Source organism: Streptomyces alfalfae, from assembly GCF_004127445.1.
In the GTDB taxonomy this organism is placed as follows: domain Bacteria; phylum Actinomycetota; class Actinomycetes; order Streptomycetales; family Streptomycetaceae; genus Streptomyces; species Streptomyces alfalfae.
In genome coordinates this window covers 242,323-261,917 of the sequence record NZ_QEXM01000045.1, presented here as the reverse complement: position 1 = coordinate 261,917, position 19,595 = coordinate 242,323, and the positions used below count along the sequence as shown (strand labels likewise).

The following is a 19,595-nucleotide window of genomic DNA, read 5'->3' as shown; positions in this document are numbered from 1 at the left end:
CGGCCGGGCCCGGCGGGCGGAGCCCAGCGGTGGCCGGCCTGACCGTTCAGGACCGCCGAGCCTGGCAGGCGGAGCCGATCGGGGGGGCGGCCGGGCCTGCGAGGTGTGGTCGGTCTGGTGAGGTGTGGTCGAACACGCTCTCACCAGGGGTGTTAGGTGATCCTAAGTTAGGCTAGCCTAACTTCTATGCTGTGGAAGGACGCTGAGTCTTCGATGACCGAACCGAGCGCTCGCCTCGTACTGCTTGCCCCCGAGCGTCTGGCGGCGGTGCGCCGGCGGACCGGTGACCACTCCGACCGGGCCATCGCCGAAGCGTGCGCCATCGGTCTGTCGTACTGGGCGACGGGCCTGTCGCCCGAGGGCATCGACCTCGCCCCGGGCACACTCTTCGCCGACGTCCTCGCCTGGGCCGACAACGGCGGCGCCACGAGCGCCGACTGGCCGGTCGCGGCGGACGGCCTGAGCATCGGCGTCCCCGAAGGCGTCGACCTCGCCGACGCGCAGCTCGCCCTCGACGACCTCGCCGACTTCCCCGACAGGCCCCTCGGCACCATCGGCCCCTTCGGCCCCGCCGACCGCCTCGCGGCCCTCGCCCGGTGGAACGACACCGACGCCGAGCGGGACCGCCCGACCATCGTCGAGATGTTCCGCGAGCAGGCGAGGACCAGGCCCGACGCCATCGCCATCGTCGACGAGCACCGGTCCCTGACGTACCGCCAGGCCGCCGAGCACTCGGCCCAGCTCGCCCACCACCTGCTCGCGCGCGGCCTCACCGCCGAACAGGTCGTCGGCATCTCCCTCGGCCGCTGTGCCGACATGGTGATCGGGCTCCTCGGCGTCCTCCAGGCCGGCTGCGCCTTCGTGCCGCTCGACCCGCAGTGGCCCACCGCCCGCCGCGCCGTCGTCATCGAGGACGCCCGCGTCGTCCTCCAGCTCAACGCCTCCGGCGAGCACGACGGCGACGAACCGGAAGCCGTGGCCGTCGACCTCGACGCCTGGCGCTTCGGCGACCGGCCCGCCGAGGCGCCCGGGATCACCACCCCCGGCGACTCCCTCGCCTACGTCATCTTCACCTCGGGCTCGACCGGACGCCCCAAGGGCGCCATGATCCGCCACAAGGCGATCAGCGAGCGCCTGCTCTGGCAGGTCGACGAGATCCTCGGCTTCGGCCACGACGACGCCTCGCTGTTCAAGGCGCCGCTCTCCTTCGACATCTCCATCAACGAGATCTTCCTGCCCCTGGTCAGCGGCGGCAGGCTCGTGGTCCTGCGGCCCGGCGGCGAGCGCGACCCGCACCACCTGCTCAGCGTCATCGCCGAGCAGCGCGTCACGTTCACCTACCTCGTCTCGTCGATGCTCGACGTGCTCCTGGAGATGGCCGGCGACTCCGGGGCACTCGACAGCCTGCGGCACGTGTGGTGCGGCGGCGAGGTGCTGACCTCGGAGCTGTACGACCGCTTCCGCTCCCGCCTCGACATACCGATGTACCACGGCTACGGCCCGGCCGAGACGACCATCGGCGTCTCCCACGTCATCTACCGGGGCACCGCCGAACGCCTGTCGACCTCGATCGGCAGGGCCAACCCCAACACGCAGCTCTACGTACTCGACGACGAACTGCGCCCGGTCCCGGTCGGCGTCGGCGGCGAGCTGTACGTGGGCGGCCTCCTGCTCGGCCGCGGATACGTCAACGCGCCCGGCCTGACCGCCTCCCGGTTCGTGGCCAACCCCTTCGCCGACGACGGCTCCCGGCTCTACCGCACCGGCGACCTCGCCCGGTTCGCCCCGGACGGCTCCCTGGACTTCCTCGGCCGCGCCGACAACCAGATCAAGATCCGCGGCATGCGCCTGGAGATCGAGGACGTCGAGGTCGGCCTCGCCGAGCACCCCGAAGTGCGGCACACCTGCGTCGTCGCCAAGAAGAACGCGGCCGGCGGCACCTACCTCGTGGGCTACGTGATCCCCGCCGCCGGCAGCGAGGACCTGCGGGCGGACACGGTCAAGGCATGGGCCGCCGAGCACATGGTCGAGTACATGGTGCCCGCCCACGTCGTCGTCGTCCCGGAGTTCCCGCTCACCGCGAACGGCAAGGTTGACCGCCGCGCCCTGCCCGAGCCGGTCGCCGGGACGGCCGCGCTCAAGCCCCCGGCCACCGACAACGAACGCGTGGTCTGCGCCGTGGTCGCGGACCTCCTCCAGCTCGAAGAAGTCGGCGTCGACCAGGACTTCTTCGCCCTCGGCGGCGACAGCATCCTGGCGATCTCGCTGCTCAGCGCGTTGCGCGAGGCCGGTCTCCACGTCACCGCACGACAGATCTTCACCCACGGCGTCGTCGGCGCCCTCGCGGCGGTGGCGAGCCGCGAGGACGTCACCACCATCGACCACGGCGACGTCGCGACAGGCCCGGTCAGCGGATCGCCCATCGTGCAGTGGCTCGGCGAGACCACGGACGCGATCGACGGCTTCGTGCAGTCGGTGGTCCTGAACACCCCCGCGGACCTCACGGCGGACGCCCTCGACGACATCCTCGCCGCGGTGGTCCGCCGCCACGACATGCTCCGCGCCGAGCTGGTCCGCGGAGACCGCTGGAGCTTCGTCATCCCGTCCGCGGAACGGGCCACGGCGAGCTGGCAGGAGAGCGGCCTGCCGCTGGACGAGTGTGTCGCGCTCGCCACCGAGGGGCTGGACCCGGAGGGCGGCGTGATGCTGCGCGCCGTCTGGCGCCGCGCCTCCCGCGAACTGGTCGTCGTCGTCCACCACGTGGTCATCGACGGTGTCTCCTGGCGGGTCCTGATGGACGACCTGGCCACGGCGTGGCGGCAGGTCACCGCGGGCGAACCGATCGAACTGCCGCAGGTCACCACCTCGTTCCGGCGCTGGACGCAGCTCCTGGAACGCGCCGCGTTCGACGCGGACCGCGACCACTGGCTGCGCCCCCTGCCGGGCACGGACGAGCCGCTGGGCAGGCGCCGGCTGACCGAGGCGGACACCGTGGCGCGGGAGCGGCTGCGTACCGTGTCCGTCGGCCCCGAGATCACCGCGGCGCTCCTCGGCGAGGTGCCCGCGAAGTTCCACGCGGGCGTCAACGACGTCCTGCTGACCGCGCTGGCCGTCACCCTCGCCCGGTGGCGCCGCGACCTCGGCCAGGACCAGACGTTCGCGCACATCGAGCTGGAGGGGCACGGCCGCGAGGGGCGGTTCGTGGCCGACGCCGCGGGCTTCGAACCGGAACTCTCCCGCACCGTCGGCTGGTTCACCACGCTGTTCCCCGTGACCGTGGACCCCGGCGCGGCGGACGACTTCCGCGCGCCCGCCTACCTGGCCGCCGCGCTCAAGGCGGTCAAGGAAGACCTCGCCCGCGTGCCCGCCAACGGCCTGTCCTACGGCGCCCTGCGGTACCTGCACGGCACCGCGACCGACACGTCCGCGCCGCAGGTGCTCTTCAACTACCTGGGCCGCTTCGACGCGGGCGCCTCGGGGGAGTGGCAGCTCACCGGGCCGACCGGCCAGCTGGGCGAGAAGCGCGACCCGAGGATGCGGCTGCCGCGCGCCCTGGAGTTCAACGCCATCGCCGAACCCGGCGCGGACGGCGGCGAGTACGAGCTCGTCACCACCGTCTCCTGGCCCGACGGCATGTTCACCGACGACGACATCACGGTCCTCGGCGACTACTTCCGCGAGACCCTCGCCGCCCTCGCCGCCCTCGACCAGGGCGGCCACACCCCGAGCGACTTCCCCCTCGTCCCCCTCACCCAGGCCGACGTCGACGCCTTCGACGGACCCGCGCTGCGGGACATCCTGCCGCTGACCCCGCTCCAGGAAGGCCTGTACTTCCACTCCGTCTTCGACGACGAATCGGCGGGCGCCTACGTCGAGCAGCAGCTCCTCACGCTCGACACGCCCGACGGCGAGGTGGACGCCGACCGGCTCGCCACCGCGGCCACCCGGCTGCTGACCCTCTATCCCAACCTGGCCGCCCGCTTCGTGGCGCTGGCCGACGGCCGCGTCGTCTCCGTGCTCGACAGCGGCGTCCAGGCGCCCTTCACCACGCTGGACCGCCCCGGCATCACCGACGACGAGATACGGGCGTACGCCGAGAGCGACCGCCGCGCCGGGTTCGACCTGGCCACCGGGCCGCTGATGCGGTACACGCTGATCCGCGCGGGCGCGGGCAGGAACGTCCTGGTGCAGACCGTGCACCACATCATCGCCGACGGCTGGTCGGTGCCGCCGATGCTCCGCGCGCTCCTCGCCGAGTACCACGCGCCGGGCAGTGTGTACGCGCTCCGGGGCTTCCCCGACTACGTGGCATGGCTCGCCGGACGCGACGACGAGGAGAGCGACCGGGTCTGGGCCGAGGAACTGGCCGGGCTGCCGGGCCCCTCGCTGGTCGCCGAGGGCCACACGCCCTCCGACCGGTTCGCCGACACCGCCGTGGTGCCCGCCGACGACGTCGACGCGGCCGTGCGCGCCGCCGGTGTGCCCCTCAGCGTCGCCGTGCACAGCGCCTGGGCGGTGACGCTCGGCGGCATTCTGCGCGGCACGGACGTGGTCTTCGGCTCCACCGTGTCCGGCCGCGACGCGGACGTCCCCGGCATCGGCGACATGGTCGGCCTGTTCATCAACACCGTCCCCGTGCGCGCCCGCTGGAGCGCCGGCACCACCGCACGCGACCTGCTCGCCTCGGTGCGCGCGCACCAGAGCGCGGTCCTCCCGCACCAGCACGTCTCGCTGGCGCGCATCGGCCGGCAGGCCGGCGCGGGCAACCTCTTCGACACCCTGGTGGTGTTCGACGTCGCCGCCGACGTGGCCGACCTGCGCACGCCCGACGCCGACCTGGCCGTCACCGCCATCGTCAACGAAGGGGCCCCGCACTACCCGCTGACCCTCGTCGTGGAGCGGACCGCCGAAGGACGGCCGCGCTTCAACCTCATCTACGACGGTGAACTGCTCCGCGAGCCGAGCGCGCAGGAGATCCTGCGGACGTTCGCCGCGACCCTCACCGGCCTGCTCACCCGGCAGGATGCCCTGGTCACCGAGGTGGCGCCCGAGGACGCCCGGCGCCCCGAACCCGTCACCCGCACGACCCTGGGCGCGCTGTTCGCCGCCGCCGCGCGCCGCGATCCGGCCGCCACGGCCGTCACGCAGTGCGCTCTGGACGGGACCACGCGGTCGTTGACGTACGGCGAACTGGCGGCCGACGCCGCCGCCCTGGCGTCGGTGCTGCGCGCGGCCGGGGTCGGCCCCGGCCGGCGGGTAGCCGTCGCCGTGCCCCGCTCGCTCGAACAGGTCGTCGCCATGGTCGCCGTCGTCACGGCGGGCGGCGCGTACGTGCCGCTGGACCTCGCCTACCCCGACGAGCGCCTGGAGTACATCCTCGGCGACGCCGCCCCGCAGGTCGTGCTCGTCGAACGCGAGCAGCAGGACCGTTTCACCGGGCTTCTGGCGAAGGCGGGCGTCGCGGCGCGCGTGCTCGTGCGCGGCGAGGAGTTGCCCGAGGCCGCCGACGAGACGGCCGGACCCGACGCCACGTGGCACGACCCCGCCTACGTGATCTACACCTCCGGATCGACCGGGCGACCCAAGGGCGTCGCCGTGCCGCACTCCAGCGTGGTGACCCTGCTCGCCAACACGCGGCCCGACATGGGGTTCGGGCCGTCCGACGTGTGGGTGCAGTTCCACTCTTTCTCCTTCGACTTCGCGGTCTGGGAGCTGTGGGGCGCCCTGGCGCACGGCGGCGAACTGCTCGTGCCGGAGTACGGACTCACCCGCTCGCCCGTGGACTTCCACCGCCTCGTCCGCGAGCGCGGGGTGACGGTGCTCAACCAGACCCCGTCGGCGTTCTACCGGTTCACCGAGGCCGACCGGCACGCGGACGGCCCGGCCACCTCCCTGCGCCGCATCATCTTCGGCGGCGAGGCGCTCGACCTCGGACGGCTGCGCGGCTGGGTCGAGCGGCACGGCGCCGCCTCGCCCGAGCTGGTCAACATGTACGGCATCACCGAGACCACCGTCCACGTCACCCACCGGGTGCTCACCGACGACGACTTCGCGCACGGCGACGACGTCAGCCCCATCGGCGGCCCGATCCCCGGCCTGGTCACCTACCTGCTCGACGACCGGCTGCGGCCGGTGCCGCCGGGGCGGGTCGGCGCCATCTACGTCGCGGGCGACCAGGTGGCCCTCGGCTACCTGGGCCGGCCGGGACTCACGGCGGGCCGCTTCGTGGCGGACCCCTTCGCGGGCGACGGATCGCGGATGTACCACACGGGCGACCTGGCCCGCCGCACGCTCGACGGCGAGCTGGAGTTCGCGGGGCGCGCCGACGACCAGGTGCAGCTCAAGGGCTTCCGCATCGAACTCGGCGAGGTGGAGTCCGCGGTACGCGAGCTCGACGGTGTGGTCGACGTGGCCGTCACCGTGGCGGACAGCGGCGACCACCTGGTCGCCCATGTCGTGGGCCGGACGCCCGGCGACCTCACCGCCGCGCTGGCCGCGAAGCTGCCGGCGCACATGGTGCCGGGGCGGGTCCTGCCCATCGACGCGCTGCCGTTGACGGTCAACGGCAAGCTGGACCGCAAGGCGCTGGTCGCGCGGGCCGCGGAGCACGACCTTCCGCACGGCGCCGTCTCGCCGACCGGTGCTTCGGGCGCCGCCGGAGCCACCGCGCCCGCCGTGGGGGAGTCCGCGCTCGCCGCGCTCGTCGGGGTCTTCGCCGAGGCCCTGCCCGGCGCCTCGGTCGACGCCGACACCGACTTCTTCGCGGCCGGCGGTGACAGCATCGTCGCCATCAGCGTGATCAACCGGGCCAGGGCGCTCGGCCTGCCGATCGCGCCACGGGACGTGTTCCTGTGCCGGACGCCGCGCGCGCTCGCCGAACGCCTGGCGACGAGTGCGCCCGCGCCCGAGACGCCCGCCGCCGTCCGCCACCGCGAGGACGGCCCCCTGACGCCGACGCCCATCATGCTGCGCCAGCGCGAACTCGGCGGCACGCTCGACCGGTTCGCCCAGGCCAGGGCGGTGCGGGCCCCCGAAGGCGCCGGGTACGCCGACGCCGTGCGCGCCGCGGACGCCGTCGTGGCCGCCCATCCGGCACTCCGGCTGCGGCTGCGCGCCGAGCACGGTGTGTGGTCCGCCCGCACGGAACCCGCCGACGGGGTCACGGTCGTACGGGTGGCAACGGCAACGGGCGGGGGCGTGACGGCCGCCGAGTCGGGTGTGACGTCCGTAGACGCCCTTGCGACGGCCGGCGCTCTTGCGCGGGCCGCCGACGCCGACGTGACGTCCGCCGACGCCGACGTGACCGCCGCCGCGAACGAGGCGGCCGGGCGGCTCGACCCCAAGGCCGGGGACGTCGTCGCGTTCTCGTGGCTGGAGGCGAGCCGGACCCTGGTGGTCACCGCCCACCACCTCGCCGTCGACGCGGTCTCCTGGCTGATCCTGCTCGACGACCTCGCCACCGCCCTGCGCGGCGCCGACCTGGCACCGCCGACCACGCCGTACGCCGAGTACGCCGAAGCGCTCGCGGTGCGGTCCACGCAGGCCACCGAGGGCCTCGGCGAGTGGATCAGCACGCTCGGCGCGCCCGCGCCGCTGCCCTCACCCGCGCCGGGGGCGCTGCGCGAGACCACGGCCGTGCTCGCGCCCGAGGTCAGCGACCGCGTGACGCGCACCGCGCCCGCCGCGCTCGGCGTCGAACTCACCGAGCTGCTGTGCGGCGCGCTGCGGACCGCGCTGACCCACATACAGGACGCGCCCACCGATCTCGCCGTCGACCTGGAACGGCACGGCAGGGTCCCGGCCCTCGACCACCATGACTACACCCGCACGGTCGGCTGGTTCACCGCCATCGCGCCCGTGCGGCTCACCCCGCACACCGACCCCGTCGCGGCGGCCCGCGAGGTCGCCGAACGCCAGCCGGACGAGCGCGGCCACGTGACGTACGGCCAGCTCAGGTACCTCAACCCGCAGACGGCCCCGCTGCTCACCGCCCAGCCGCAGGTGCTGTTCAACTACCTCGGCCGCGGCAGCGAGTCCGACGCGCCCCGCATCACCGGCGGCGACCAGCACAGCCCGTACGCCGTCGAGGTCAACGCCTGGACCGACGAGGCGACCGGCAGTCTGCACGCCGAGTTCACGCTCGCCGACGGCGTGCCCGACGAGATCGTCGAGCACTGGCTGAACGCCCTCGAACACATCGCGGACGCCGCCGAGACGGCCGAGCGCACGGCCCCGGTCACCCCGCTCCAGCGCGGCCTGTTCTTCCAGGCCCAGCTCGCGGGCGCGGCGGGACACTACGTCGCGCAGAGCTGGTTCACCTTCGACCGGCGCCTCGACACCGACGCGCTGGCCGAAGCGATGGCGCACGTCATCGCCCGCCACCCCGTCGTGGGCGCCGGCTTCGCGACGGACGACGACGGCAACCCCGTACAGCTCCTCAAGGCGGGCCGCCGCGTCGACGTCCGCACGCTGTCGCTGACGACCGAAGCGGAGATCGACGCCCTGCGCGCCAGGGACCGCGACACGGGCTTCGACCCGGCCGAGCCGCCGCTGATCCGGCTGACCGTGGTGCGCATGCCCGAAGGGCGCGACGGCCTGCTGCTCAGCTACCACCTGCTGCTCTGGGACGGCTGGTCCCGCGAAATCGTGCTGCGGGACCTCTTCGACGCCTACGAGGCCGTCGTCGCGGGCGAACCGCTCGACGCCTCCCCGGCCACACCGGGCTTCGAGGAGTACGCCCGCACGCTCGCGGCCAAGGACTCCGCCGCGTCGGAGCGCTTCTGGGCGGAGCACCTGGCGGGGCTCCCCGGCCCGACGCTGCTCGCCGGACCCACGCCGGCCCTCTCGGACGAACTGCCGGACGCGCTCGTCCACACGCTCTCCGCGGAGCAGTCGGACCTGCTGCGGGACGCGGCGAGGACACACGGCGTCACGCTCAACTCCGTGCTGACCGGCGCCTTCGGCCTGCTGCTCGGCGCCCGCACCGGACGTGCTGACGCCGTGTTCGGCGTGACGGTCTCCGGCCGCGAGGGCGAGGGGCTCTCCGACGTCGTCGGCGTGCTCCTCAACACCGTGCCCATGTGGACGCGGGCCCGGCCCCACGACCCGGTCGGCGCCTATCTGTCGGCCGTGCAGAGCGCCAGGGTCGAGGCGATGGAGCACGAGCACCTGGGCCTCGGCGAGATCCAGCGGGCCAGCGGGCACGACACGCTCTTCGACAACCTGTTCGTCCTCCAGAACTTCCTGGACATGGACGCGTTCGCCGCGATGAACGCCCGGCACGGCATCACGTCCGTCAAGGCCGACGACTCCACGCACTACCCGTACACCTGGGTCGTCACCCCCGGTGAGCGGCTCACGGTCAAGCTGGAGCACCGCCACGGCGACACCGCGAGCGCCCGGCGGCTCCTCGACGACTACCTGCGCGTACTCGACGACCTCGCCTCGGCGGCCGGCCCGGTCGGCGCGCTGAAGGGGCTCGCCCCGCGGCCGGAGCCCGGCGAGCGCACGGACGTCGGCACCGACACCGTCGTCGACCGGTTCGACCTGGCGGCGGACCGCGATCCCGGGCGGACCGCGCTCGTCGCGCAGGGCTCGACCATGACCTTCGCCGAGCTGCGCGACCGCAGCCGGGCGGTGGCGGGCGTGCTCGCGGGGCGCGGCATCGGCCCCGAGACGACCGTGGGCCTCGCGGTCCCGCGCTCGCTCGACTCGATCGTGGCGCTCTTCGCCGTGCTGCGGGTCGGCGCCGCGTACGTGCCGCTGGAGCTCGACCACCCGGACGAGCGGATCGCGGCGATCGTCGCGGACGCCCGGCCGGAGGTGATCCTCACGGTGAGCGGGGTCGCCCCCCGGCTCGCGGGCGGTGTCGCCGGAGTAGGCGATTCCGGCGGGGCGGGCGGCGTCGTCGGAGCGGGTGCTTCCGGTGGGGCGGGCGGCCCGGTCCGGACGTACGAGCTGATCGAGCTGGACCGGCCGCTGCCGGACGCCGAGCCGTATGTGACGTTCGCGCCGGACGACCCCGACCGGCTGCGGCACCCCGCGTACACGATCTACACCTCCGGCTCGACCGGAAAGCCCAAGGGCGTCGTGACCGAGTACGCGGGCCTCACGAACATGCTGGTCAACCACCAGCGGCGGATCTTCGAGCCGGTCCTCGCCGAGCACCAGAACCGGGTCTTCCGGATCGCCCACACCGTGTCGTTCGCCTTCGACATGTCGTGGGAGGAGCTGCTCTGGCTCGCCGACGGGCACGAGGTGCACATCTGCGACGAGGAACTGCGCCGCGACGCGCCCCGCCTGGTCGAGTACTGCCTCGAACACGGCATCGACGTCATCAACGTGACCCCGACCTACGCCCAGCAGCTGGTCGCCGAGGGCCTGCTCGACAACCCCGCCCGGCGGCCCGCGCTCGTCCTGCTCGGCGGCGAGGCCGTCACCCCGACGCTGTGGCGGCGCCTCGCCGAGACCGAGGGAACGGTCGGCTACAACCTCTACGGTCCCACCGAATACACCATCAACACCCTCGGCGTCGGCACCTTCGAGTGCCAGGACCCGGTGGTGGGCGTGGCGATCGACAACACCGACGCGTACGTGCTCGACCCCTGGCTGCGCCCCCTGCCGGACGGCGTGCCCGGTGAGCTGTACGTGGCGGGCATCGGCATCGCCCGCGGCTACCTCGGGCAGCCCGCCCAGACCGCGCACCGCTTCGTGGCCTGCCCGTTCGGCGCGCCGGGCGAGCGGATGTACCGCACCGGCGACCTCGTGGTCCGGCGGCCCGACGGCAACCTGATGTACCTGGGCCGCACCGACCAGCAGGTCAAGATCCGGGGCCACCGGGTCGAACTGGGCGAGGTCGAGGCCGCGTTCGCGGCGCACCCGGCCGTGCGGTTCGTCGCGGCCGTCGCCCAGCCCGATCCACAGGTCGACGGGGCGTACCGGCTCGCCGCCTATCTCGTACTGTCGCCTGGCTCTGGTGGCTCTGGTGGCTCTGGTGGCTCTGGTGGTGCCGGTGGCTCCGACCTCGCGGCGGTCGCCGCCGAGGTGGGCGCGGGACTCCCCGACTTCCTGCGCCCGACGCACTACGCCCAGGTCGACGGCATCCCGCTGACCGTGAACGGAAAGGCCGACACCAAGGCCCTGCCCGAGGCCAAACCGCTCGGCGCGCTGACCACGGCCGCCGAGCGCGGCCCGGAGACCGAGACGGAAGAGCTGGTCTGCGAGTTCTTCGCCGAAGCCCTTGACCTGGACGACGACGAGGTCAGCGCGGTGAGTGACTTCGTGGCCCTCGGCGGCCACTCGATGCTCGCCGTACGGCTGATCGGGCTGCTCCGACGCGAGTACGGTCCAGTGGTCACCATCCGAGACCTGTTCACCCTGCGAACCCCGGAAGCGATTGCCCGCCATCTCGATGACCACGCAGACACCCGTCACCCCGATGACGAAGACAACTGACACGCGGCGGCCCCGCGCGGGCTCCGGCATCCTGCGCACCGCCCTGCGCCGGAACCGTGCCGCCATGCTCTGGGGCACCGTCCTCATGGGCCTCTACCAGGCCGGCGAGACCGCCTTCCCCATCGCCCTCGGCCTGATCGTGGAACACACGATGCAGGGCGAGCGGAGCCTCGGCGCGCTCGCCGTGTCGATCGGCGCGCTCGCCCTGATCATCACGACGGTCTCGCTGTCGTGGCGGTTCGGCATGCGCATCCTCCAGAAGGCCAACACGACCGAGGCGCACCGCTGGCGCGTCCAGGTCGCGGCCTGCGGCCTCCAGCCGGTCGCCAGGGACGTCGACCTCAAGTCCGGCGAGATCCTCACCATCGCCACCGAGGACGCCGACCAGACCGCCGACATCATCGAAGTCGTGCCGCTGCTGGTCAGCTCGCTCGTCGCGGTGGTCGTCGCGGCGGTCGCGCTCGGCCTCGCGGACCTGCGGCTCGGCGCGCTGGTGATCGTGGGAACCGTCGCGATCCTGTCCATCCTCAGCGTGATGTCCCGGCGGATAGGCGCGAGCACGAAGGAGCAGCAGGCCCGCGTGGCACGGGCCGGAGCCAAGGTCGCCGACCTGATCACCGGCCTGCGCCCGCTGCACGGCTTCGGCGGCAACCACGCGGCCTTCCGCTCCTACCGCAAGGTCAGCGCCGAGGCGAAGCACCAGTCGATCACCGTCGCCAAGGTCAACGGCGTCTACGCGGGCACCGCCCTCGCCCTCAACGCGGTGCTCGCCGCCGCGGTGACCCTGACGGCGGGCTGGCTCGCCTTCGAGGGCCAGATCACCATCGGCGAGCTCGTCATGGCCGTGGGCCTCGCGCAGTTCATCATCGAGCCGCTCAAGATGTTCTCCGAGATGCCCAAGTACGTGATGATCGCGCGCGCCTCGGCCGAGCGGATGGAACTGGTCCTGTCCGCGCCCCCGGTGGCGACGCCGGGGGAGGCGCGCCCGGCCGCGGGCGGAGACCTCGACGTCGACGGCGTCGCGTACGGGACCCTGCGCAAGCTGCGGTTCACGGTGGCCGCGGGCGAGTTCGTGGCCATCGCCGTCTACCAGCCGCGGGCGGCGGCCGACCTCGCCTCGGTCCTCGCCCTGCGCGTACCACCGGAGTCGTACGAGGGCGTCGTACGGGTCAGCGGCCAGGAACTCCCGGCCCTCTCGGTCGAGGCGGTCCGCGAGCACCTGCTCGTGAACCCCTACGACGGGGAGATCTTCGCGGGCACACTCCGCAGCAACATCGATCCCTCCGGCACCAGCGGCATGGTCCCCGAGGCCGTCGAGGCGTCCATGCTGACCGACGTCGTCGCACTCCACCGCGAAGGCCTCGACCACGGTGTCCGCGACCGTGGGGCGAACCTCTCCGGCGGCCAGCGCCAACGGCTCTCCCTGGCCCGCGCCCTCGCCGCCGACACCGACGTCCTCGTCCTGCACGACCCGACCACGGCCGTCGACGCCGTCACCGAACAGCTCATCGCACGCAACGTCGCGAAGCTGCGGAGGGGACGGACGACCCTGGTGCTCACCAGCAGCCCCGCGCTGCTCGACGCCGCGGACCGGGTGCTCGTCCTGGACGACGGCGTCATCACCGCGGAGGACACCCACCGCAACCTCCTCGCCACGGACGAGGAGTACTGCGCGGCGGTGGCTCGCTGAGGGAGCCGGCGACCGCGGGGTCCTTTGGGGTCCGTCGCGGATCCGCCAGGGCTTGGTTGAGCGGCCCCGCCGACGGAGAGGGGTCCGGCGGGGGTCCCGTGGAGCCCGGCGAGGGGAGGGCTCGGGCAGGGGAGCTCGCCGGGCGTCGCCTCGGGGACGGTGCTGTGTCAGCTGAGCGGGCCTGCGGGCGGGCCTCCTCTCAGCCGAGGGCCCAGGCGACGTCCCTCAGCAAGGCGTGACGCCAGCCGGCGCGGTCGTGGCCGGAGGCGGACCGCGAGACGCGCACGGTGGCGCCGGCCCGCCGCACCAGATCCTCGGTCCTTTCGCAGTGGGCGAGCATGCGGCTCTCGTGTTCTCCCAGGTCGAAGGCGATGCGCAGGCCCGACAGGTCGCGGTCCCCCGCCGCCAGACGCGCGGCGACGGCACCTCCGGCCCGGCCACCCAGGGGGTCGGCCAGCTCCATGGCCTCGGGCGACCACCAGAACGACCCGGACTGGCAGGCGACGCGGGAGACCAGCTCCGGGAACTCCACCGCCGCGTACATCGCGCTCAGCCCGCCGAGGCTCTGCCCGGCGGCCACGAGCCGACTCGGGTCGGCGGATATCCCGGACTCCGCCACCAGCGGCAGCAGTTCGTCCCGCACCGCCTCCCACAGCTCGGGCCGGCAGCCGAACTCCGCCTCCCGGTCCTTGCTCGGCAGGAACACCAGCGTGACGGGCGGCATCTCACCGGCCGCGAAGGCCGCGTCGAACGCGGTCATGGCCGGGTGGAGATACAGCCAGTCGTCCCCGTCGAGCAGCAGCACCACGGGCCCGCCGCCACCCACCGGATGCACACGCACGGTGCGCCGGCCGCCGAGCCGTTCACTCGCCCAGCGGATCCGGGCGCGCGGCACGGGCAGGATGTCGTCGGGGCCGACAGCGGGCCAGTGCGGCTGGGCGGGGGCGTCGGGCGTGGCAGCGATGGACCGGTCACCGCCGGCGCCCACCGGGTTGAACGGATCGGCGTACGCCTCACCGTCGACCAGGAACCGATAGGTCACACGAAGCCGCGCGGGCATGCGCACTTCGGCGTACCAGCAGTCCGTCGTGCCCCACTGCCGCAGCGCGGTGGCCTCCGCCCAGCTCTCGAAGTCGATCAGGGGCGGGGACGCGGGCGCGGACACGGGCGTGGACATAGGGGCGCTTGTGGCATTTTGTGCGGTTGACGTGGTCTGCTGACGCCACAGGAAGAGGGTCCTCCAGTCGCCGTCGCCGCCGGACGCGGGGACCGAGGCGGGTGTACGCGCGGCCGCCCAGAACTCCTCGCTACCGGGGGCGCCGGGCAACCCGAAGTCGGCGAAGGCGGGCTCCGAGGCGGGGCACATGAACGTCTCCTTGTGAGAGGGGAAGGGGAGAGGCTAAGCTCGCCGTAATTAGGCGAGCCTAACCTAATACGTAAACCGCGCGCCGACGACGCCGAGCGTATGTCGGTGAACAACGGCTTGCCTCTGCGGGCGAGTTCGGCCATGGTCACCCTGCAGGGGAAGCTGGGCACGCACACGCCAGCAGACGCACAAGCGCAAGCACAAGCCCGGCGCGGCCACGGAGCCCGTCGGGCCGAGGAGGAACCGACACATGAGCACCAACCCCTTTGATGACCCCGAAGGCCGTTTCCTGGTCCTGGTGAACGACGAGGGGCAGCACTCGATCTGGCCGTCCTTCGCCGAGGTGCCCGGAGGCTGGACGGTCGCCTTCGAGGAAAACACCAGGGATGCGTGCATCGAGTACGTCGAAACCAACTGGACGGACCTGCGTCCCCGCTCCCTCGCGGCATCCATGGACGCCTGAGCCCCCTCCCTGCCCCCGGCTGCCTGCTTCCCGGGCCTCCGTGACGCCCTGGCTCTCTGACCCTCGGTCTTCTGATCCTCGGCTCTCTGACCTTCGGCTCCCCCGGTGAACAGCTCGGCCGGGGGTGGGTGCCATCGGCGGTGGCTTCCCGTGAACACGGCCTGCTTGCGGGCGGAGGCCGGTCCAGGCTGGGCCTGGCTCGGCGCGCATGGGGGCTGACGCGGCGCGGATGGTGGCTGACTCGGTGGGGCCCGGCGCGGGCAGGTCGTTCGATATAGGGGGCCTGATGTGGGCCAGTCCTGCGCGAGGTGGCCCGGATCGGGCCAGTCCGATGGCGGGGAGCCCGTGCGGTGCTGTCCGGGCCGGTTCGGTGACGGGAGGCGCGGTGCGGTCCGATCCGGCGGCAGAGAGGCCCGGCGCTGGGGGCGGCTCTGCACAGGCGGGGCCCGTAAGGGGGAGCCCGGCGTGAGCCAGCCCGGTGGCGGGGAGGCCCTGCACTCGGAGGCCCGACATGGCGGGGCCCGGCACTCGGAGGCCCGGCACGGGCGGGGCTCGGCACTCGGAGGCCCGACATGGGCGGGCCTCGGCGCGAGACGGCCGACGCCATCAGCGACACACCAACCCGAGGGTCGGCCATCGGCCCCAGGGCCGGTCAAAACGTCGGAGGCACCCCGTTGATGCTCTGCACCAGACTGACGAACGCCCGCTTCCTCACCATGGACCCGGACCACCCCGTAGCGCATGACCTGGGCATCTGGCGTGGCCGCATCGCGGGGCTCGACGAGGCCGTGACCTCGCTGCCCGCGCGCGAGGTGATCGACCTCCAGGGCGCGACCGTGCTGCCCGGGTTCATCGACGCCCATGTACACCTGGCCTGGACCGGGCTCAAGGAGAGCACTTTGAGCATCGCCGGCCACACGCGCGTGGACGACGTGCTCGCCGTCGTGGAGGAGGCCGCCGCCGCACAGACGTCTGCCGGTGCCTGGCTGGACCTCGTCGGCTACGACCAACGGGCCCTCGGCCGTCACCTGACCGCCGCCGAACTGGACCAGGTCGGCCACGGGCACAAGGTGTACATCCTGCACGACTCCGGCCACGGTTGCGTCGTCAACTCCGCCGTCCTCGATCTCCTCCCCGCCGACCTCCCGCACGAGAACGGCTTCCTCGCCGAGGGCGCCATGGGCGCCGCCCGCGCGCTGCGGTTGCCGTACTCCCAGCAGGAGTTGGCGGAGGCGATCGGGCGCGCCGCCCGCACCTGTCTCTCCGAGGGCATCACCGCCTGTGCCGAGGCAGGCATTGGCGGCACCCTCTTCGGCCACAGCCCGGTCGAACTGGGTGCCTATCAGCTCGCCCGCGAGCAGGGCCTGCTCCCGCTGCGGACGCAGCTCATGGTCTCCGCGGACCGCCTGCACCCGGTCGCCGCACACGCGGCCGACGGCATCCCACGCGCCCTCGACCTCGGCCTCCGCTCCGGCTTCGGCGACGACCGCCTCTCCGTCGGCGCCCTGAAGATCTACACCGACGGCGGCATGATGGCTCGGACCGCGGCGCTCAGCGGCCCCTACGAAGGGCTGGGCCACACGGGCCAGTTGCAGGACGATCCGGACACGCTCGCGAACACGATCGTGGACGGACACCTCGCCGGATGGCAACTCGCCGTCCACGCGATCGGTGACCGCGCGGCCGACATCGCCCTGGACGCCCTGGAACGGGCCCAACGCCTCCGGCCCCGCCCCGGCGCCCGGCACCGCATCGAACACGCGGGCCTGATCCGGCCCGACCAACTGCCCCGCTTCGCGCAGCTCGGCCTCAGCGCGGTCGTCCAGCCCAACTTCCTGCGCTACTTCGGCGACGACTATGCCGCGATCATGGGCGAGGCGCGAGCGCCATGGCTCTACCGCGGCAAGGCTTTCCTGGACCACGGCGTCCCGCTCGTCGGCAGCTCCGACCGCCCGGTCGCGGACGGCTCCCCCTTGCGTGCCGTCCAGTTCATGGTCGAGCGCACCTCTGAGTCCGGCCAGGTGATCGGCCCGGCCGAGGCCATCACGGTGGACGAGGCCTTGTACGCCTATACGGTCGCCGGCGCGCACGCCTGCCACTGGGAGCGCAACCTCGGCACCCTCACCCCCGGCAAACGAGCCGACCTGACCGTACTCGCCGACGACCCCCGCTCCGTGGAGGTCTCCCGCATCGGAGACATCGAGGTGGTGGCCACGTACCTGGACGGCCGACAACCGTAGAAAACGAAGAAGACGCATCCTTACTCCCCCCTTGCGGTCACATAGGGACCCTCATTTGAGCTCTGAAATTAGGCAAGGCTAACCTTCCTTGAGTCCGCTCGTGGAACCGAGGAAGGAACGCCTTGATCACGGCTACGCCGCGCCCCGCCCCACCGTCCTTCGTACGTTCGGCCCGCGAGGCGGACGCCCCCGCGCTCACTGCCCTGTCCGAGCCCTTCGCGCGCTCGGGAGCACTGCGCGCCCGACCCGCCTCGCTCTACGCCGCGAGGGCGGCCGACTTCCTCGTGCTGCAAGCCCCCGACGGCGAACTCGAAGGCTGCGTGGGTTTGAGCATCCACGCCAGCGGCCCCGCCCCCGACTCTGCATCCAGCCTCGCGCTGGGCTCTGCATCCGGCTCCGCGCCCAGCTCTGTAGCCGGGTTCGCATCCGGCCCTTTGCTGGGCTCCGTCCCCGGCCCTGCATCCGGCCCGTCGTCCGGCGGGCCCGCGCGCGGTCTCGCTGAGAACCGCGGGCTGGCCGGCGTCCTCTACAACTTCTGCGTGGCCGGCCACCGGCAGGGCCACGGCGTAGGCACCCAACTCCTGCACGCCGCGGTGCACATGGCGCGGGCCCAGTCTCTCGACGTCCTGTTCACTGCCACGACGGGCGACGGCAACGTCTTCGTCCGCCACGGCTTCACCCCCACATCCGAGCGGCTGGGCCCACCGTCCTGGGCCAAGTCACTCGACCCTCGCCGCAACGCCCAGGTCTTCGCGCGGGCGTTGTGACGCGAGATGCCGTGACGGCATGACGGCATGACGGCGTGTCGGCGTGACGCAAGCATTGCTCTGGCGGATCGGGGCCGCCCGGCGGTGCGTCAGGCGTTGGCGGTGATGTCGTTGGCGCCGGCAGGGGCATTGCCTATGAGCGAGGCGGTGCCGACCAGGGGGTCGGGGACCACGGTGGTGCCGGGGCTGCTCTCGTCGAGAACGCCCCGCAGCACCGCATGCGGCACACGCCCATCCAGTACATGGGCCTTGCGTACGCCTCCGCGGACCGCTCGTAGGCACCCCTCCATCTTGGGCAGCATCCCGCTGGCCAACTCCGGCAGCATCGCGTCCAGCGCATCGGCCGTCAGGTGCTCGATGACGTCGGTGCTGTGCGGCCAGTCCGCGTACAGCCCCTCGACATCGGTGAGCATGACCAACCGCTCCGCACCGAGCGCCACGGCCAGGGCCGATGCGGCGAGATCGGCGTTGACGTTGTAGACCTGCCCGTCCTCACCGCGAGCCACGGGGGAGACCACCGGTATGTGGCCCTGCTCCAGGAGCGTGCGCACCATGCCGGGATTGACGTCCACGATGTCCCCGACGAGGCCGATGTCGACGGGCCTGCCGTCCACCCAGGCGGCTCTCCGCACCGCCGTCATGGTGTGAGCATCCTCCCCGGTCATACCTACGGCGAAGGGCCCGTGAGCGTTGATGTGTCCGACCAGGTCCCTCTGTACTCGCCCGGTCAGGACCATCCGCACGACCTCCATGGCCTCGGGCGTGGTCACTCGCAGACCCGCTTCGAAACGGGTCTCCATGTCGAGCCGGTCGAGCATCGCGTTGATCTGCGGCCCGCCGCCGTGCACGACGACCGGACGCAGGCCCGCGTGCCACAGATCCACGATGTCCTTGGCGAATGACTGCTGCAATGCCTCGTCCACCATGGCGTGACCGCCGAACTTGACGACGACCGTGCTGCCTTGCAGTTCCTCCGGCCGGAGGGGCGCGCTGCCCTGTCGGAAAGGCACCCCGGTGGTGGCGAGAGTCGAGTCCGGGTGTGACACCAGCTGACGGAAGCTCTTTCCGTCAGCGTTGGCGCCGGCGTCCGCCCCGGCGTCCACGTCGGTACCGGCATCGACATGATCGCTTGGTTCGGCTGTCGCGGCCCGTTCGGTCATGGTCTCCGTCTTCTCTCGTGATGTCTCGCGGTATTTCGTGACGCCGTGTATTGCCTGCGTGCTGTCCGTGGCCCGCCGTATGCCGGCCGTCGTGCCGCAGGCCGCGCGGGCTGCTCGGTGTGCGCCATCCCTCTCAGGCCGCCCGACGTGTGCCATGCCTGAGCCCAATCTGCTGCCGTGACCCGCCCCGCAAGGCGAGCCGTGATCCTGGGCAAGGGTTCGGTGACACGGTTCGATGACGGGCGAACCCCCCGTCGGAAGTGCGCCGACGTAGCGCTGGTTCCAACTGGTCATTCTTAGCTAAGCCTAACCTAATCAACGACGGTCTAGGGGCGGATCGCCTCTCTCTCGGACGTGTGCGGGTATGGCATGCCGACGGGTGTTGGGCGTTGCCTGGCGCGGAGCAGGCGCCATGCGGCTAGGTGGGATGTGGATGAGGGCGCAGACGCGAAGTT

At 72.6% G+C, this 19,595-nt stretch carries 7 protein-coding genes; 5 read left to right on the top strand and 2 right to left on the bottom strand.

Annotation, left to right across the window (positions count from 1 at the left end):
- Window positions 1-213: 213 nt before the first annotated feature.
- Window positions 214-11,454 carry a non-ribosomal peptide synthetase gene (locus tag DCW30_RS27980; protein ID WP_076684186.1) on the top strand — a complete coding sequence of 3,747 codons (11,241 nt, stop codon included), beginning with the start codon at window positions 214-216 and terminating at the stop codon, window positions 11,452-11,454.
- Window positions 11,438-13,144, top strand: coding sequence for an ABC transporter ATP-binding protein (locus DCW30_RS27975; protein ID WP_076688825.1), 1,707 nt, complete (start codon window positions 11,438-11,440; stop codon window positions 13,142-13,144). Before DCW30_RS27980 ends, DCW30_RS27975 begins: the two co-directional genes overlap by 17 nt.
- Before the next feature lie 199 nt (window positions 13,145-13,343).
- On the opposite strand, the gene DCW30_RS27970 is transcribed toward DCW30_RS27975, so the two are convergent.
- Window positions 13,344-14,510, bottom strand: coding sequence for an alpha/beta hydrolase-fold protein (locus DCW30_RS27970; protein ID WP_076684185.1), 1,167 nt, complete (start codon window positions 14,508-14,510; stop codon window positions 13,344-13,346).
- Window positions 14,511-14,760: 250 nt separating this feature from the next.
- On the opposite strand from DCW30_RS27970, the gene DCW30_RS27965 reads away from it, so the two are divergent.
- The 3 genes from DCW30_RS27965 (at window position 14,761) to DCW30_RS27950 (ending at window position 17,980) form a co-directional block, all read left to right on the top strand.
- Window positions 14,761-14,973: an MbtH family protein gene (locus DCW30_RS27965; protein WP_062773760.1), complete on the top strand. Its 213-nt coding sequence runs from the start codon at window positions 14,761-14,763 to the stop codon at window positions 14,971-14,973.
- Window positions 14,974-15,650: 677 nt separating this feature from the next.
- The gene (locus DCW30_RS27960; protein WP_076684184.1) at window positions 15,651-17,213 is read left to right on the top strand and encodes an amidohydrolase; all 1,563 of its coding nucleotides are present in this window, start codon (window positions 15,651-15,653) and stop codon (window positions 17,211-17,213) included.
- A gap of 122 nt (window positions 17,214-17,335) precedes the next feature.
- The gene (locus DCW30_RS27950) at window positions 17,336-17,980 is read left to right on the top strand and encodes a GNAT family N-acetyltransferase (RefSeq protein WP_237283379.1); all 645 of its coding nucleotides are present in this window, start codon (window positions 17,336-17,338) and stop codon (window positions 17,978-17,980) included.
- A gap of 89 nt (window positions 17,981-18,069) precedes the next feature.
- Here the strand turns inward: DCW30_RS27950 and argB are convergent, their stop codons facing one another.
- Window positions 18,070-19,140: an acetylglutamate kinase gene (gene argB, locus DCW30_RS27945; protein ID WP_079249972.1), complete on the bottom strand. Its 1,071-nt coding sequence runs from the start codon at window positions 19,138-19,140 to the stop codon at window positions 18,070-18,072.
- Window positions 19,141-19,595 lie beyond the last annotated feature (455 nt).

Coding starts and splice junctions, on each gene's coding strand:
- DCW30_RS27965 (WP_062773760.1), top strand. CDS start 14,761: ATGAGCACCAACCCCTTTGATGACCCCGAAGGCCGTTTCCTGGTCCTG.
- DCW30_RS27970 (WP_076684185.1), bottom strand. CDS start 14,510: ATGTGCCCCGCCTCGGAGCCCGCCTTCGCCGACTTCGGGTTGCCCGGC.
- DCW30_RS27960 (WP_076684184.1), top strand. CDS start 15,651: ATGCTCTGCACCAGACTGACGAACGCCCGCTTCCTCACCATGGACCCG.
- DCW30_RS27975 (WP_076688825.1), top strand. CDS start 11,438: ATGACGAAGACAACTGACACGCGGCGGCCCCGCGCGGGCTCCGGCATC.
- DCW30_RS27980 (WP_076684186.1), top strand. CDS start 214: ATGACCGAACCGAGCGCTCGCCTCGTACTGCTTGCCCCCGAGCGTCTG.
- argB (WP_079249972.1), bottom strand. CDS start 19,140: ATGACCGAACGGGCCGCGACAGCCGAACCAAGCGATCATGTCGATGCC.